The sequence below is a fragment of the Algoriphagus sp. genome (genome assembly GCF_024305035.1).
In the GTDB taxonomy this organism is placed as follows: Bacteria; Bacteroidota; Bacteroidia; order Cytophagales; family Cyclobacteriaceae; genus Algoriphagus.
Genome location: NZ_JAMWZB010000008.1, coordinates 50,430 through 67,463, shown reverse-complemented (window position 1 = coordinate 67,463; position 17,034 = coordinate 50,430). Strand labels below are relative to the sequence as shown.

Annotated in this window: 9 protein-coding genes; 6 read left to right on the top strand and 3 right to left on the bottom strand. The window is 43.0% G+C overall.

The annotated features are described in order from the left end of the window. The first annotated feature begins 1 nt into the window (after nucleotide 1). The gene (locus tag Q0L00_RS05950; RefSeq protein WP_297335952.1) at nucleotides 2-6,472 is read left to right on the top strand and encodes a hypothetical protein; all 6,471 of its coding nucleotides are present in this window, start codon (nucleotides 2-4) and stop codon (nucleotides 6,470-6,472) included. 2 nt (nucleotides 6,473-6,474) lie between these two features. Continuing rightward, nucleotides 6,475-8,400: a hypothetical protein gene (locus Q0L00_RS05945; protein WP_297335951.1), complete on the top strand. Its 1,926-nt coding sequence runs from the start codon at nucleotides 6,475-6,477 to the stop codon at nucleotides 8,398-8,400. A gap of 192 nt (nucleotides 8,401-8,592) precedes the next feature. Here the strand turns inward: Q0L00_RS05945 and Q0L00_RS05940 are convergent, their stop codons facing one another. Next, complete coding sequence (locus Q0L00_RS05940; protein WP_297335950.1) at nucleotides 8,593-9,576, bottom strand: hypothetical protein; 984 nt, start codon at nucleotides 9,574-9,576, stop codon at nucleotides 8,593-8,595. Nucleotides 9,577-9,702: 126 nt separating this feature from the next. Here Q0L00_RS05940 and hemB point away from each other — a divergent pair, with 126 nt between their 5' ends. The 4 genes from hemB (at nucleotide 9,703) to Q0L00_RS05920 (ending at nucleotide 14,417) form a co-directional block, all read left to right on the top strand. Next, a complete protein-coding gene (hemB, locus tag Q0L00_RS05935; RefSeq protein WP_297335949.1) occupies nucleotides 9,703-10,671 on the top strand; it encodes a porphobilinogen synthase in 969 nt (322 codons plus the stop codon). A gap of 518 nt (nucleotides 10,672-11,189) precedes the next feature. Then, nucleotides 11,190-12,485: an ammonium transporter gene (locus tag Q0L00_RS05930; RefSeq protein ID WP_297335948.1), complete on the top strand. Its 1,296-nt coding sequence runs from the start codon at nucleotides 11,190-11,192 to the stop codon at nucleotides 12,483-12,485. Nucleotides 12,486-12,594: 109 nt separating this feature from the next. Further along, entirely contained in the window at nucleotides 12,595-13,767 is a 1,173-nt protein-coding gene (locus Q0L00_RS05925; RefSeq protein ID WP_297335947.1) for a porin, read from the top strand. A 287-nt stretch (nucleotides 13,768-14,054) separates the two neighbouring features. Next, a complete protein-coding gene (locus Q0L00_RS05920) occupies nucleotides 14,055-14,417 on the top strand; it encodes a hypothetical protein (protein ID WP_297335946.1) in 363 nt (120 codons plus the stop codon). 58 nt (nucleotides 14,418-14,475) lie between these two features. Here the strand turns inward: Q0L00_RS05920 and Q0L00_RS05915 are convergent, their stop codons facing one another. Beyond that, nucleotides 14,476-14,850: a co-chaperone GroES family protein gene (locus Q0L00_RS05915; protein WP_297335945.1), complete on the bottom strand. Its 375-nt coding sequence runs from the start codon at nucleotides 14,848-14,850 to the stop codon at nucleotides 14,476-14,478. 118 nt (nucleotides 14,851-14,968) lie between these two features. Further along, on the bottom strand, nucleotides 14,969-16,888 hold the full coding sequence (gene dnaK / locus Q0L00_RS05910) for a molecular chaperone DnaK (RefSeq protein WP_297335944.1): 1,920 nt from the start codon (nucleotides 16,886-16,888) through the stop codon (nucleotides 14,969-14,971). Between the last annotated feature and the right edge of the window lie 146 nt (nucleotides 16,889-17,034).

Genomic DNA, 17,034 nt, shown 5'->3' with positions numbered 1-17,034 from the left:
CATGCCTATCACCGAACTTATAGGAAAATATAACGACCCCACTTTTCACCATATCAAATCGGCCTTCAACCAGCGAAGCGATGATTTTCCCGTATTGATGCTTCCTGTGCGGCTGGAGACGAAGTTTGTGAAATATGCGCGGATAATTTCTCCTGAAAAGCCCAGCCAACCCCATGTAGGAGGGATCATTCAAGATTTATACGCCATTTATCATCAGATCCGAACTTTCTTTTTACCCGAAAGAAAAAAGCAGCCAAGCACCCGACAGATCCAGTCAAAAATCACAACTTTTATTAGCCTAATCCAAAAACAAATCTCCCAAATCGAGGCGATTGATCAGGCTACCCGAGCAGACAAAATAGTCCTTCGAGATGCAGCTAAGGACTTGGACTCTTTGGCCAAATCAATAGACAAAGATCCCCGGTACAGCGGGAAAATAGGAGATCTTTCTTCAGCAATAGGAAGGTTAACCAAAACCATCGAGAAGCTAAAGACTCCCTCAGTTTCCATCTTTGAGAAGGGTAACAAATACCTGGATTCATTAAACAAACTCAATAAGAGTATAGATGCAATTTTTGTCTCCAATGAAATCAACGCTGCTAAATTAGACGCGGAGCTCGATAAAATTGACCTTCAAATCGAAGAACTTGACCAGCTCGCAGATGAACCGGATTTTGGGGCGACTGAGGAAATGATAAAGGAAATCCAACGTAAGATTTCCTATATCAAGCGGCGTCATAAAAGTGGGGATGTACGGCTGACTAATTTCAAAATTGGCTATACCGGAATCAGAGATCTCAAAAAAGAAGAATATGATCTCCGGAAAAAAATCAATGCGCTCAAAAAGCGGATAGATGAAGAACATGTTCCGCTCATTCGGACTCGGGGACAGCTGAAAACCTATCCTGTCAAGCAGTTGAATGCGGAAATCCTAAAAGTCATGAGTAGGTTAATGGATCAATCCAGATTTTCTTCCCTCAACGTCGGGTCCGTATCCACTATCCAAAAGGTTCTTTTTTCCCAGCTGAAATCTATCCACGAACATGCTCAGATTCCGCTTGAGGGTAGTTTGACGGAGATTAATGAATTAAAGGGGAATTTTCTGAAATTGAAGAATCAATTGATTGATTTTCAAAAGAAGATCCGAAGGGTAAAAGTCGTGACGCCTGCTCAAAAGGCGTCCTTGACTAAGGCATCAAATCAGATTACGAGCTACCTGAACCAATTAAGAGAGCTCGATCCGGAACTGGTCAAAACCGAAAATCAAATCATAGCAGATGATCGAATCCGACTCAGTGCCAGAGCAGCAAATGACTCACGGATCAATCTGCTTCGAGCCCGAGATGTAATTCGTGTAAGTAAGGCCTCAGCTCCCAAAAAACAACTGGAAGTCCTGAGCAAACAGCTTGGTGAACTTCAGGATAAAATCAAAATATCCTCATCCAACACAATTTTACTTCCAAGAGGGGATTACAATCAGCTGAAAAGCGCCTATTTCAGCTTGAAGGATCAGGTGAATAATATCCTCACTGCCAATCCGAGACCAGATGCTTCTGCTGCTAGAGCGGAGGCCGAGATTAACCTGGTTGCGATCGAAAATCAAATTTTGGATCAATTGGTAGATATAAATGATCCTCGGGATCGGTTTTATGAGCGAAATCGTGATCGGGTGGTATTCCGGGTGCCTTCTTCTGTGGAGGTTATGGAATTGTGGGTGCGAATTTTTCCCGATGATATTGCCATCGACAATCATGATGAGCGATTGACAGAGGATGAGATTAAAATCGCTCAGGATTTTTACCATGAGGTATATCGGCTTTTGCCAGCTGGGCGGAAAACTGCTGAATTGGGTGCATGGCGTGCAGCTGCTGCTAGTATGGGAGTCTGGAGAGCAGCCTATGCTATCAAGATTTTGGAGCCGCAAGAGGTCAAATTAGGTCAGGTTGAGGAAATCAAAAATGAATTTTGGGATATTCTTATTCGAGAATTATTCTATGTGCCGAAAGGAAGAGGTTTTGTTCGCAATACGACCGATTCGAAAAAAATGGTAGATGCCTTTGCAGCTTGGTCAAGTAAGGTGAAAATTTATCTGCAACCCAAACGGTTTACAGTTTGTCTGGAAAATAAAGACTCTCTTGATCAGGCTTTGGCGCACTGCCGGGAAGCCATTGATTGGGCGGCTACCTGGAATCGGTCTGGGAGTAGAACCCTTCAGGAATCGGATATCAGGGCTTTTGTCAAGCAAGTAAACGAAGTTGGAAAACTGATCTATCATTTTTATCAATCGAATTTGAAAGGCTTGAATCAGCCTTTTAAACCTAAGTTGACTTTCCCTAAAGTAGAGAAAAAAAGCAAAAGCTGGGATCGGGCAGGGTTTACTGAAGTGCTGCCGGATCGCTTTGTGGTGGTAACCAAGCGTGGAGATGAATACCAGCACATTGTGACCGGTAAAACTATCCCTAATCCACTTCCTCTGAGTCTTGACCCCAGTGGCAATCAGGCAGATGAGTTTGAACACTTGGAGGATGGGGAGTTGAAAGTTCCCCAATCGCTGAATTGGATGTTTGATTTTGAAGCAGCAGTTGAGGTTGGGATGGGGCTTAAAATCCCGCTGGACAAGATTGATTTTGAAGAGGGCTTTGATCTAGTGATGGCCTATGGTGTCCAAAACAAAGATGCACAATCCAGTCAAGAGTTGATCGATAAGCTTTTTACCAATCACCTGTATAGTGAAGGGGGATTGGAGTTTTTGCCATTGGGCACAGCAACCAACAATACGGAATCTGTCAAATCTCCCTATCGGGGACTAGACAATGATTTTGATGAGGCCTACCAGGTCTTTTTCAATGGGGATCAAGCCGAATTTGTGAATAGTGCCTTGGATCAAAATGAGCTGTTGATATCGGACGGTCAGTTTTTCAAAGAGGGCTTGGGAATTTCTGAGGATTTGATTCGATTAATGAAGCATTTCAACAAAAAAGATATTTGTAATGGAAGAGCAATGAATCGTGCACTCTTCTCGACCTCACTGGAGTACTATTTCAAAAATATGGTGGACAACCTGATGGGTGACTATGATATCAGCCAGACTATGCTTTTCATGCTTCGCCATGTTTCAGGGATAGGGACTATTCCTAGTTTCAAAATTGATAATCAGCCCTATGGTGTTTTGCCGATCAGTCCGGTGAAATTATTCAAATCTCAAGGGGCATTGACTAAAGGTTCAGAGGCCAACTATATTAAAAACCTTACCCTGTTTTTGAAACAGACCAAAGCAGCCTTTGAGCATTTCTCAACCCAACCCATTTCCATCAATGACCCAGAATATAAAAATGATCCTCAAGGACAGTTTTTGAAGATCTTAGGTTTAGAGCCACTTTCCAAGGAGTTCTTTTACCGATTTGGGGTCAATGCTGCGAGTCGTTGGAAGGAACCCGAGGATTCCACTTTTGTGGTCAATTGGGATTTGGAAAATGATGTTTTTTCACCGACTAAAGTGGCCAATAATTACAGCCAGCTGCTCAAAAACCTGGATCTTACCACTTCTTTTGCGCAAAGCAATGCGATCAGTAAAGCAGATATTTACAAAAACCGTTTTACTGAAGGTAACTTTATTCTTGGACCGCTGGTACAAGATTCTAGATTGGGGGAGAAGCTTGCTGTCACGGATAAGGGAGTCAATTATATCGAATGGCTGCTCAAACCTGAGACTCTCAATAAAATCACCCAATTGCAATTTGACCAACTCCCAAAAGTTAGGATTGAAGAAGAGGAACGTATTCAATACACCGCACTCTTTGCGATGCTTCGTGGAGCGTTAGTTTTTGACCGATCGACGTTCGCTAAAAATGCGGTAGAAAAACTGGTTGATCTTGACGTGGAGTCGTTAGAGCGACTTTTGGCCTCGCATATTGATTTGGTGAGTTATCGACTGGATGCTTGGTTGACTGGCTTATCCAATTTCAGGCTTGGCGAATTAAGAAAGGAAAACGAAAAAGGTACGTATTTGGGAGCTTTTGGGTTTGTGCATGATTTACGTCGGGAAAAATCTCCGCAACAACTCATAACCACCTTACCTAAAGGCTTGGAGCCTCCCAATGGAGGATTGGTAAGCAAGCTTCCGGATAGTCAGGGTTTTGTTCATGGCCCCAGTATGAATCATGCCGTGACCGCTGCGGTTTTGCGGGCAGGATTTAATGCAATGAAGAATCAAGAAGGTAAGGCTAATCCACTTGCCATTAACTTAACATCGAGTAGGATAAGAAAGGCGCTTCATCTATTGGAGGGAGTCAGCCAAGGCCAGGAATTGGGGGCTTTACTCGGGTATCAGTTTGAGCGGGCCTTGCACGAGAACTATGAGGATGGTGTAGGCAATCCTTTGGAAATGGATAAATACATTTACCGTCTTCGAAGGAAGTTTCCAAGCTATTCGGATGAAAATATTGAATCGGCAAGTCAAGTTCAAAAGGAGAGCATACGCCCCGCACATGTGGTGGACGGAATTGCTTTAATTGATCATTTTGAATCCTACCTTCTCGCTGATAAGACTTTGGTGGAAAGTGTCATTACCTCTAACTCAGGTACGATTGGCTTTGCCAATTATCCGTGGGGATTGACCGGAAGTCTCCCCAATCCAAGTGCTCCTGATGTAGGTTCTACAGCCGAATTGGAGCGCAAAAAAATAAGGGCCATTATTCATGAAATAGACCATGTGATGGATGCACTGGATGCACTGGGTGACCTGATGACTGCTGAAGGAGTGTATCAACTTGTTCGAGGTAATCATGTGAAAGCAGCAGCTATTTTGGATGCCATCGCTGAAGGGAAAAATATCATGGACCCGGATATCATCAGGAGTATGCGGCAAGGTGTGATGGTCTCACATCGGGCAATTCTTCAGATTCCGGTCTCAGCTGCGGTAGGATCTCCTTGGGATGGAGTTCCAGAAAGCCCACGAGGCAAAGCTGAGCCTTCACTCAATCACTGGTTGGCCTCCCGAATAGGAGATCCGGCTAATATTTCTTGGTTGATTAAACTCGATTCCGGAGATTTTTCAATTCATTTGATTGATTTGGGACTTCAGCCGATCGATTTGGTGCTGTTGGTAGCTGCAGGAGGTGATGAAAGTCAGGAAGAACTTCAAGCTCGCTGTCTGGACCATCTTCGAGGTTTAGGGCACAGTACGGAAGGCAAAGTCGAAATCAGATTTAATTCCCCGGGCAATCCTGCGGATTTGAGTTTTGGGGAGTTGGTTTCATTGATTCAGCATCTGGGCAAAGTTATCGGATCTGCTCGGAGTTGTGATGCACGTGATTTTAGAGTCGCCGAGGAGGAGGCCAATTTTGGAGTAGAGGCACCGGGAATCGACATCTCGAAGTTAAAGTCGAGAATTAATTCAATTCTCCAAGACTATAAAACCATGTTCGATACACTTTCTCCCTTTCAATCGGGCAAAACTACGTATACTGAAACTGAGCGAAATCTAGCCATTGATTCGCTCAAATCCCTCAGTCTTTTCGGATTTGCAGGATTTTATCCGTCAAATCCAGCTGAAGATGTGTTGATCATGGCTCAACGGATTAGTTCTGCAAAAGAGAAAATGGAGCAGAATATCTCCTTTGCCGAAGGAAAACTGTCAGCCTTGGATTTAGAGATTGATCAGGCAAAATGGTTGACCTTTTGTCAAGACTTTAGCTCCAAGTTTTTGGGAAGTGGATTTAAAATTCTTCCAGAAATCAGCCTAACCCATGCTGCTCAAATCACTAGCCAACTGGCTATGCCATGGGGTGAAAGCCCATTACGACATCTTTCTGGAGAAAGTGATTTAGTGGATTGGTGGGCTGAGATTTCCCATGTTCGCAAACCAATGTCTCAGTTGGAGTCCGTTTCCATGCTCGGTGAACTCCTGTATGAAGACCCTTTGCATCTAAAACCTGTTCAACTTCCCTGGGATATGGATAATCTTCCCCCATTGAGTGATCGAGATTATTGGTTTGGGGCGGCCTTCCCAGACTCCTACCAGCCTGATGGCGACCGATTGTCGCTTTTGATCCTGGGCCACCAGAAAGTGGAGGAAAAATGCGTGGGATTGGTATTGGACGAATGGACAGAATTAATCCCGATCGCTAAGCAAACCACGGGGATAGCATTTCATTTCAATCAACCCGATGCCAGAGCTCCCCAAAGTTTGCTCCTTGCCGTACCGGGGGAAAAGAATGGCACTTGGGACTTTGAAGAACTTGCTCATTGTGTAGAGGAAGCATTGAGTCTGAGTAAACTCAGGGCCGTCGAGCCGGAGCATGTGGAGGAGTCCATGTATTCCCAATTACTCCCTGCCACAACGACTTTGGCCTACGGTAATACGGAGCATGTCCAACGGCTGATAGAGGATGAAATCGATGAAGATAGTGAGTCCAAAATGGGATTATATGTAGATTTTTCTAGGATAAACACTGGGTATGAACCAGAATAGCTATGAGTAATATTTATTGTGCGCCCTTTAGGGCATTTAATCGAATAGAAGGTAGGCCGCGTGAAGAGGAACTGGAGGATGCGTTGGCTGCGCGTATCCATGATCCCCTGTGGATGCTGGCCCGGCAATATCAGTTTGGTGAATTTAAGGGTGAAGATGCAGGTTCCGCTATATTGGCCAAGGTGGCGGTAAATTCCGTTCGGATTTCGAATTTGGAATTTCCAAATGGTTTCAGTCAAGTGTATTCTGAAAATATACCGCTTGAAACGCAGGTAGAGCGGCTTTTTCCTCAGGTTGATTTAAAAAAAGCAGCAAAGTGGGGTAGAAAATTTCTCCAGCTTTTAGATGAGCAAGGGTCAAATGCCCCTCAAGAAGAGGGCTATACCCTTGGTCAATACAAGAATGACCTTTTAGTCAAATTCTCGTTTGAGGTTCCTGAATTGGATAAAGGAAATGAATCAGTGGGAGAGGAGATTTCAAAGGCCCGTCAATTGAGTCTTCAGCAAGCAACAGCCTTTCTTCGAACCTTGGCTGGCAGGGCCGTAAATGGTTTGGAATTGTGGTTGTTTTTGGAGGGGGATTTTACAAAAATCAATTCACTGGTCTTGGAAGAAAATCAAAGTCCGGAAACTGACCGATTTGTCCTTTGGAAACATCAGGCGATCTTGGAGATGGCGGCGAGTAATTGGATCCAATTTGTGAGAGAGGAATTGAATATTCCGGTCGATCCCGCAGAGACCTGTTGGCATCAGGAGCGGTTGGAGTATAGTTTCAAAGCCAAGGTGGAGGAAGGAAATGGTGGACAAACTGAACTTACTGCTGCAGCGTATTTTCAGGGTCATTTGGATTGGTATTCATTTGACGTGAGCAAGGAAAGTTCATCCTCAGAAACCGAATTTGACGAATCGCTAAAAACCCGAAGGGTTATCAGCCTGATTCCGACTGAGGCAGCATTTGCGGGAATGCCTAATTCACGATGGTGGGAGATGGAAGACGGGGCGATCGATCTGGGTAATTTGAAAGCTTCCGATACGGATATCGCCAAAATCCTGGTCACGCAATATGCGATGCAATACAGCAATGATTGGCTTTCCATACCTTATGATATTCCTAGTGGCTCTTTGGCAGAAGTAGAAGGGATTGTGGTCAGAGATACTTTTGGACAAAATTATTTCATAGCGCCAGCTCATCAAGCCGGAAATGATTGGAACGACTGGAATATGTATTCTCTATCGGTGGAAAAGGGTGAGTTTGAAAAACCTGATTTTGACAAACGAATCCTGCTGCCACCTGTGGTTGCCCGAACCATGGAAAGTGAACCAATAGAGGAGATTAAACTGATCCGGGATGAAATGGCCAATCTGGTTTGGGCAATCGAAAGTCAAATTCCGGACGGCTTAGGAGGATCGATCGACGGCTATGAAACTGCTCGGAATCTTCAGGAATTATTGGAGAAGCTTCAAAAGGAACCATCAGCATTGTCCATGCTTGCCCTTCCTGAGCTTAATTTAAATTCCCCCGAAGGTAAAGCCAGTACGTATAAAGCCATGCTAAAGTATCAACTGGGTAATACAATCAGTGAAAATTGGATTCCATTTATCCCCGTACATCAAAAGGGCTCCAATCGGGAGATCCATTTCCAGCGGGCTTCCATGCCTCGAATTACAGAATTTATGCCAACACATGCGGTCAGACCCCGTACACAGTTGCTTCGAGAAGGAATAAACCCGAATGATGAACAACTACACCCACTGTTTATTGACGAAGAAGAAGTGCCTCGGTCTGGAGTTAAATTAACCGGTACCTATCAGCGCACGCGTTGGTATCATGGTAAAATCGTCACTTGGTATGGGAGAAGAAAACGAACCGGAAGAGGAGAGGGAAGCAGCGGACTAAATTTTGACCAAGTCTTGGAAAATAATACGTAATCGCTTAATTTACACCAAAATATGAAGCCAATCTAGGGTAAAGATAAATGCACCTTGAGTGTTAGAAATCTGAGTAGGCATGCAGAAGAAAACGGAAAATTGAAGTCTGAGTAACAGCATAACGAAGAGTAATGCAATAATTCGGTGTCAACACAGTGGCGTCTTCCATCGGGAGACGTTTTTTTTTGCCTATTAAATGGAATGAATTTTTGACAATAACTCTTCAGCTGATTTCTGCACATTGCTATTGTCTAGGATAGTATAGAATTCATTTTTATACGCATTTTGATAGGATTCGGAGTGATCAAAGTAGGCTAAAAGTCCTTCCGCCACGGAGGTATAATTTTTCCGTTTCAAATGGGAAAGGATTGTTGCTGATTTTTCCTTTCCTATTCTAAATTTCAAGGTATTTACTCCATCCGCCAGCATCCCGTCATTTATGCCTGCGTATTGGGCAACCAGTCGTTCGACTCTCTTTTTATTTGAGAGCCTAAGCAAAATCATTTTTCCGGTTTCCAGCTGCTCTGCAAGCCCTAAAGGGATCATGTTTTTTCCTAAGCTCAGTTTTTCTGATTCGGTAAAGATAGGTAACCCAGGATTAAAAGAATCTAATTTGGCGGCTAGTTTCAGTAGGAAGGTTTCTTGTGGGGCTTGCTTCTCCTGTCTTAGATTGCCAAAAGTAGAACCTTGATGATTTGCCAGGGATTCTAGATTGAGGACTTGTTGGCTTTTTTTGAATAATTCTTCCAATAGGTCAGTTTTTCCTACCCCAGTAGGCCCGCAAAGCACCATGAAATCATAGTGGCGTGAAAACACAGTTTCCGCCTCAAAAAGTAGTTTTTTTATCCCTCCTTTATAGATGTAGACTGGATGTTGGGCACGAAAATGCTGCCAAATTGCCTGAGCCATAAGCTGGGGAGCCTCATCAAACAGAAGGATTGGGGTGTTGGGGTAGAAATGCTGGCTTAGTTTTTCAACCCGTTTCATTAGCTCACTTCCTATTTCAGAACTAAAACCCTTTCTTCTTAATTTTTGAAGTTCGGAGTGAGTACAAATGCCTGAAGGTTCAAATAATGGATTAGGTATGGAATGGATCGTATTTAGATCTCGGATATCTAGGCATTGAAAAGCGTCTCTCTGACCAAAAAGAGTTTGGATGTATTTTGGGTGGTTCATAGAAAAAATTATTTCCCTCAATTTACAGAAATCCGATTTTTATGAGCGGGAATTCATGATTATTTCTTCAGGATTTTAAGAAGGGAAGGTTTGATTGTACCTTTGGAAAAAGAAACTTTACTATCCATGAACCGACGACCTCGTAGAAATAGAAAATCCCAAGCTATACGAAATATGGTAGAAGAAACATCAGTTTCCGTGAAGGATCTGATTTTTCCGATGTTTTTGATCGAAGGCCAAGGTAAAAAAATTGAGGTCAATTCGATGCCCGGAATTTTTCGCTTTTCTATTGATGCCCTGCTGAAGGAAATAGAGTCTTGTATGAAGCTGGGAATTGAAGCAATTGATGTGTTTCCCGCTTACCCGGAGCAATTAAAAAATGCTACTGCCACTGAAAGTTACAATCCCGATACCTTTTACCTCAAAGGCTTGCGGGAGATTAAAAAGGAATTTCCTGAAATTTGCCTGATGTCTGATGTGGCCATGGATCCTTACAGTAGCGATGGGCATGACGGCTTAGTAAAGGATGGGAAAATCCTCAATGATGAGACCTTGGAGATATTGGGAAAAATGGCTCTAGCACAGGCCGAGGCAGGAGTGGATATTCTGGGCCCTTCTGACATGATGGATGGGAGAGTAGGTTACATTCGACAGCTTTTGGACGAAAATGGCTTCAGTGAAACTTCCATCATGTCCTACACGGCCAAGTATGCGAGTGCCTTTTATGGGCCGTTTCGGGATGCATTGGATTCTGCCCCAAAGTTTGGGGATAAGAAAACCTACCAGATGAACCCTTCCAATAGCCGGGAAGCCTTGATTGAGGGGGAACTTGACTTGATGGAAGGAGCCGATTTTTTGATGGTTAAACCTGCCTTGGCTTATTTGGATATTATTCAGCTCCTAAATACGACTTATCCGCTTCCTATTGCGGCCTATAACGTATCTGGGGAATACTCCATGCTAAAAGCCTCCGTAGAAAAGGGATGGTTGGAAAATGACCGGGCGATGATAGAAATGCTGACCAGTATCAAACGAGCAGGGGCAAAGGTTATCCTGAGCTATTTTGCCAAGGAATTTGCCCTGTTGAAGCGTTAATTGTCACCAGTTTGCTTTTGGTTGTGAGATCCTCATTTTCAATGAGGATCTTATTTTTTTGCCCCGAATTTGGGCTATGATGCGACGAAATGTGGAGTAAGATTGATTTTTAGGTTAAAAAAATGTGCCTATCATGAAAATTTATATTTTTCATAAAACCCACTAAACAATACGATATTGCAAAATATGGCATAAAACAGAATTAAAATTGGTTCATGTCTCAATAGGGTGGGCTTCATTTTGAATCTAGTTTTTCGAAATCGATTTCAAAAAATATTCTAGAACAAAACAGAATATTATTTTTTTTAATCAAAGGGTTAAAAAATACCCTATATGAGTCAAAAAATTGAAAAATCATTAAAAAAAGGTTTGAATATTAATCATTAAAATAATAAAAAATGTCTTTTTGTGAGAAAGTGATTTTTTTTATTGGGTGAAAATACTTTACATTCGTTTGTGTGTAATTCAATAATTACCCAATAAAATTTTGAAAAAAGTTCAAATTTAATCTCAAACCTATGAAGAATTTTGCAACCCTGTTGGCCAATGATATGGCCTCATTGGATCTCTCTTTGGAGATTTCTCAAAACATCCTGACGACTAACAATGTCTGGATGATGTTATCCACGGCGCTGGTTTTTATCATGCACTTGGGTTTTGCTGGAGTAGAGGCGGGCTTTGGCCAAGCCAAAAACACAGTGAATATTCTGTTTAAGAATACCGTGACTCCGATTATCGGTATCATTTCTTATGCAGCTATCGGATTTTATTTGATGTATCCTGGATTTGATGTTCCTGGCTGGTTGAGTTTTGACTCTGCAGGGTGGAATATGTTTTGGTTTGCCCCAGGCAAAGCGGACATTACCGCGGGGTATGCCGACGGGGGATACACCTATTGGACAGATTTTCTGTTTCAGGCGATGTTTGCAGCCACGGCTGCTACGATAGTTTCTGGAGCTATTGCTGAACGAGTTAAGCTTGGAGCTTACCTGATGTTTACCTTGCTTTTTGTAGGGGTAGTCTACCCGATAATCGGAAGCTGGAAGTGGGGCGGCGGAGCCTTGGACGAAATGGGCTTTTATGACTTTGCAGGGAGTACATTGGTCCACTCTGTGGGGGGTTGGGGTGCCTTGGCCGGAGTGATTTTGGTTGGCCCAAGAATCGGTAAGTATGTGAATGGCAAAACCATAGAAAAACCGGGGGCTAGTGTTCCGCTTGCTGTAATCGGCGTATTTTTACTTTGGTTGGGCTGGTTCGGATTTAATGGGGGATCCGTGCTTTCTGCAGACCCAGGATTAGTTTCTTTTGTTTTGGTGACCACCTCATTGGCAGCCTGTGCTGGGGGCTTAGGGGGGTTTTTAGCTGCTTATTTTGCCTTCAAGCGCTTGGATTTGGGAATGGTGCTAAATGGAATTTTGGCTGGCTTGGTGTCGATTACCGCTGGTGCGGACGTCATTAATCCGGGTGCCGCTGTATTGGTCGGGTTTATTGGGGGGATTTTGGTAGTGCTATCAGCAATTTTATTAGACCGCTTGAAGCTGGACGATGTAGTGGGAGCGGTTTCAGTACACCTGACGTGTGGCGTCTGGGGAACATTGGCTGTGGGAATTTTTTCGACCAATTCGGAGCACTCCGTATTAACTCAGCTCATCGGCGTAGCCATTTGTGGTGCTACGGCTTTTTCGGCAGCTTTTGTGATTTTTTACCTTCTTAAAAAGACGGTTGGAATACGGGTTTCCGAAGAGCATGAGCGGACTGGTTTAGATTCTCACGAACATGGAATCCGCGGATATACGATCGTCTTTGACGAATAATCAAAAGAAAAATTAAAGAACCCTGCCCAAAGAAAAAAACGCGACTCTCTTTCGATTGGGTCAGGGTCCTATTGGTCAACTCTATCATTCACCAACATTCAAAAGTATAATGAAAAATATATTCTTACTAATTCTATGCGTAGCGATTAGCTCCACTCATGTAGTATTGTCTCAGGAGGCTTCAGAAAGTGATCCTCCTACACTGATGCTTTCGGGTTCAGTTGATGCCTATTTTCGGTCCAACTTAAACGCCCCAAACAAAGGGGAAAATATCATGGCTCCAGCCAGTTCATTTGGGAATTTACCCGGTTTCTCCCTCGGGATGGCCAATATTATCGCCACTTATGAAGGAGAAAAAATCGGGGCAGTAGTTGATTTGGTCTTTGGACCAAGAGGCGAAGATGCGGTTTTTGGTTCTCCGCTTTACGGTGGTGGAGTAGCGGGTAGTTCTCAAATCCTGAATCAATTATATGTGTATTGGAATGTCTCCGACAAGGTGACATTCACGATGGGTAATTTCAATACCTTTCTCGGCTATGAAGTAATTTCACCAACCGGTAATTTCAATTATTCCACCTCTTATATGTTTTCCTACGGTCCGTTTTCTCACACCGGTTTGAAAGTTGACTTTGCACTTTCTGATAAATTTTCCTTGATGACCTCGGTGATGAATCCCACGGATATGACGGAGTTTAACCTTAATGGTACTTATACCCTGGGGGCTCAATTGGGTTATTCTACTGATGCGGGAAGTACCTACCTAAACCTAGTCTATGGCGATCAAGATGGAAAACTGGTCAATGACGGATCCTTGATCGATGGGCAAAGTTCTGGAGGGAATACCTTTCAGATCGATTTGACAACGGGGTTTAATTTGACTGAAGCGCTGTATTTGGGAGTGAATACTACCTACAACAGTACGGCATCAGGCGAATTGTTCAGTGGGTCTGACATTCAAGAAATTGGAGGAGATGGCTATGGTTTTTATGGGTTCGCTGGATACCTGCAGACGACCACATCAGAGAAGTTTGGCCTAGGACTGCGTGGAGAATATTTCAATGTCTTTAATACCGGACTGGAAGGTGTAGTGGGGATCGATGATTCAGGAGACGGTTCTGTGTTTGCAGTGACTTTATCAGGAAATGCCAAAGTCGGAAAAAATCTCACGCTCATTCCAGAACTCAGACTCGATACTATGAAAAATGAGTTTTTCATGAATAAAGATTTGGCAGCCACCAAAAACCTTTCCTCAGTTTTGCTTGCTGCTGTTTTTGCTTTCTAAAATTTAAAACAGGGTCTATTGTTAGAAAAGCCGGGGTGATTTTCACCTCGGTTTTTTTAGTAAAGGTGGTTTTTTAGCAGGTTTAGGGGATAAAAATGATCCAAAAGAAGGAGGTTTAGGGTGTTATTTTAAAAATTAGCTTAAAATTTAACCTTGTTTTTAGATTGAAAAACTTCGTATTTAAGAATAAAATTTTAAAAAAAAGGATAAAACCTAAAATAAATACTGATTCTTGAAACAAATAGGATTCATTTCTGTATACTTTTGTACACCCAATATACAGAGATATGAAAAAGACCCTTTTATTAGCAGCGACTCTTGTGATCGGAGGATTTTCTTATGGGCAAAATCTGTCCAAAGGTCCTAAAGCCAAAAACCAAAAAGTTTGGGAAAAGAGGGGCGACGGGAATGTACTCCTCGCTTTTGAAAGCCCACAATTTGAGCAAGGAATCAAGGCTAAGTCCTCTAAGTTTTGGATGGGTGAGTCTGAGACGATAAAAATCCAAACCCGTAAGGAGATCAACAACCCAAAAGGATTGGAGGCCAAGAATCAGAAAGTTTGGCAAAATTCCAACCAGATCAGCGTGAATTCAAAAGCATCCTACATTGAACCCAAAAGCCTGAGAAAGAAAAAAATCTGGTGGCATTAAATCCAAGAAAGCTCGGTTAATCCGAGCTTTCTTTTAGCCAATTGTTTCCGTTTTTGAGTTAAAGATCTTGTTCTCTTTCGAGCATCAAAATGGCTCCTTGGGATACGATAAAGTATTTTTCTCCCTCATAAATTACCTCGTGAGCTCCTGACAAAAGGAAAATCGCCAGATCACCTTCTTTGGCTTGAAGGGGAACGTATCTGACCTTTTCATCATTTTCCATCCAAGGTTCATGTTCTTCCACAGGAGAGGGGATAGGGTATCCCGGTCCGGCTTTAATGATGTAGCCTTGTTGTACTTTTTCTTTTTCCTGGATACCGGGAGGCAAATAGAGTCCTGATCCAGTTTTTTCGTTTGGCTTTTTTAATCGGATCAATACCCGATCCCCAACGACGATTAGGTTTTTTAGTTTATTATCGGCTGTAAGCTGCATGTCTAGTAATACGAGAGTTAAGAAGAAAGAGCCAAGATTCTTGATTTACATCTTGATTCTTGGCTCTTAAACTAGAGCGCTATGGGATGTCCCCAACCGCGCTTTATGGGTTCAGAAATTACTTTTTGTCTTCGTTGACTTCTTCGTAATCAACATCGGACACCCCATCACCCGATTCTGCAGAGCCTGAAGCAGCTCCGGCATCAGCCCCTGGCTGAGCACCAGCACCTTGAGTGGCGTTGTAGATTTCCTGAGAGGCTGCTTCCCAAGCTTTGTTCAATCCCTCCATTGCTGCATCGATTCCGGCTAAGTCTTGAGTTTGATGTGCAGATTTGAGGGTTTCCAAAGCACCTGAAATGGCGGTTTTGTTACCTTCAGAAAGTTTGTCTCCGTATTCTTTGAGCTGCTTTTCAGTTTGGAAGACCAAGCTATCTGCAGCATTTAACTTATCGATCTTTTCTTTCTCAGCTTTATCGTTAGCCGCATTCGCTTCGGCTTCTTTTTTCATTCTGTCAATTTCCTCCTGAGAAAGACCAGAAGAAGCCTCAATTTTAATTTTTTGCTCTTTTCCGGTTCCCTTGTCTTTGGCAGATACATTTAAGATCCCGTTGGCATCAATATCAAAGGTTACTTCGATTTGAGGTACCCCGCGTGGTGCAGGTGGAATATCAGAAAGTTGGAATCTTCCAATGGTTCTGTTATCCTTGGCCATGGAGCGTTCTCCCTGCAATACGTGAATATCTACAGCGGGCTGATTGTCAGCTGCAGTGGAGAATACCTCTGATTTTTTGGTCGGAATCGTGGTGTTGGACTCGATCAATTTGGTGAAAACTCCACCCATTGTTTCGATACCAAGTGATAAAGGAGTGACGTCTAAGAGAAGAACGTCCTTTACTTCTCCAGTCAATACCCCACCTTGGATCGCAGCGCCGATCGCTACCACCTCATCAGGGTTAACACCTTTAGAAGGTTTTTTGCCAAAGAATTTTTCAACTTCTTCCTGGATTTTTGGGATTCGAGTAGATCCGCCCACCAAGATCACTTCATCAATATCGGAAGGATTCATACCAGCATCAGCCAAAGCTTTTTTGCATGGATCCATAGATCTTTTGACCAGATTTTCAGAAAGCTGCTCAAATTTTGATCTGCTCAATGTTCTGACCAAGTGCTTTGGTCCGGTTTGGGTAGCCGTGATATAGGGCAGGTTGATTTCAGTGGATGAAGAGCTCGAAAGTTCTATTTTAGCTTTCTCTGCAGCTTCCTTCAATCGTTGAAGGGCCATCGGATCCTGTTTCAAATCGATCTCTTCTTCGGCTTTAAATTCGCTTGCCAGCCAATCGATAATCACTTGATCAAAGTCGTCACCACCTAGGTGAACGTCTCCATTGGTTGATTTTACTTCAAATACACCATCACCAAGCTCAAGAATAGAAATATCAAATGTACCACCACCGAGGTCATACACGGCGATTTTCATATCTTGATTTTTCTTATCCATTCCATAAGCCAAAGCAGCAGCGGTAGGCTCATTGATGATACGCTTTACTTCCAAGCCTGCAATTTGTCCGGCTTCTTTGGTTGCCTGACGTTCGGAGTCGTTGAAATAAGCAGGAACTGTGATGACCGCTTCGGTCACTTCTTGTCCTAAGAAATCTTCAGCAGTACTCTTCATTTTTTGAAGAATCATCGCTGAAAGCTCTTGAGGAGTATAGGAACGGTCGCCTATTTTGATGACAACGGTATCATTTGAACCTTGCTCTACTTTATAGGAAGCATGTTTTTTCTCATCAGAAACTTCAGAGAATTTCTTTCCCATAAATCGTTTGACTGAAGAAATGGTATTGGCTGGATTGGTAATGGCCTGACGTTTTGCCGGGTCACCTACTTTTCGTTCGCCATTTCCATTGTCCAGAAATGCCACAATTGACGGTGTGGTTCTTCTGCCTTCACTGTTTTGGATGACTACAGGCTCATTTCCCTCCATGACAGCTACGCAGGAGTTGGTAGTACCCAAGTCAATGCCTATAATTTTTCCCATAATTATGATTTTTATTTAGTTGCTAAATCGATACTTTTCCTTTGCTTCAATGCTTGTGCCATCCCTTATTTACAGATCTTTTGTGTCAGATTGTCAGAAGATGTTGGCAGAATTCGGTTTTTTACTGTTGGTTTTGGCACCATCCC

What these genes read in the sequence shown, in the direction of transcription:
- Q0L00_RS05950 (WP_297335952.1), top strand. Translation starts at nt 2, where the DNA reads ATGCCTATCACCGAACTTATAGGAAAATATAACGACCCCACTTTTCAC.
- Q0L00_RS05945 (WP_297335951.1), top strand. Translation starts at nt 6,475, where the DNA reads ATGAGTAATATTTATTGTGCGCCCTTTAGGGCATTTAATCGAATAGAA.
- Q0L00_RS05940 (WP_297335950.1), bottom strand. Translation starts at nt 9,576, where the DNA reads ATGAACCACCCAAAATACATCCAAACTCTTTTTGGTCAGAGAGACGCT.
- hemB (WP_297335949.1), top strand. Translation starts at nt 9,703, where the DNA reads ATGAACCGACGACCTCGTAGAAATAGAAAATCCCAAGCTATACGAAAT.
- Q0L00_RS05930 (WP_297335948.1), top strand. Translation starts at nt 11,190, where the DNA reads ATGAAGAATTTTGCAACCCTGTTGGCCAATGATATGGCCTCATTGGAT.
- Q0L00_RS05925 (WP_297335947.1), top strand. Translation starts at nt 12,595, where the DNA reads ATGAAAAATATATTCTTACTAATTCTATGCGTAGCGATTAGCTCCACT.
- Q0L00_RS05920 (WP_297335946.1), top strand. Translation starts at nt 14,055, where the DNA reads ATGAAAAAGACCCTTTTATTAGCAGCGACTCTTGTGATCGGAGGATTT.
- Q0L00_RS05915 (WP_297335945.1), bottom strand. Translation starts at nt 14,850, where the DNA reads ATGCAGCTTACAGCCGATAATAAACTAAAAAACCTAATCGTCGTTGGG.
- dnaK (WP_297335944.1), bottom strand. Translation starts at nt 16,888, where the DNA reads ATGGGAAAAATTATAGGCATTGACTTGGGTACTACCAACTCCTGCGTA.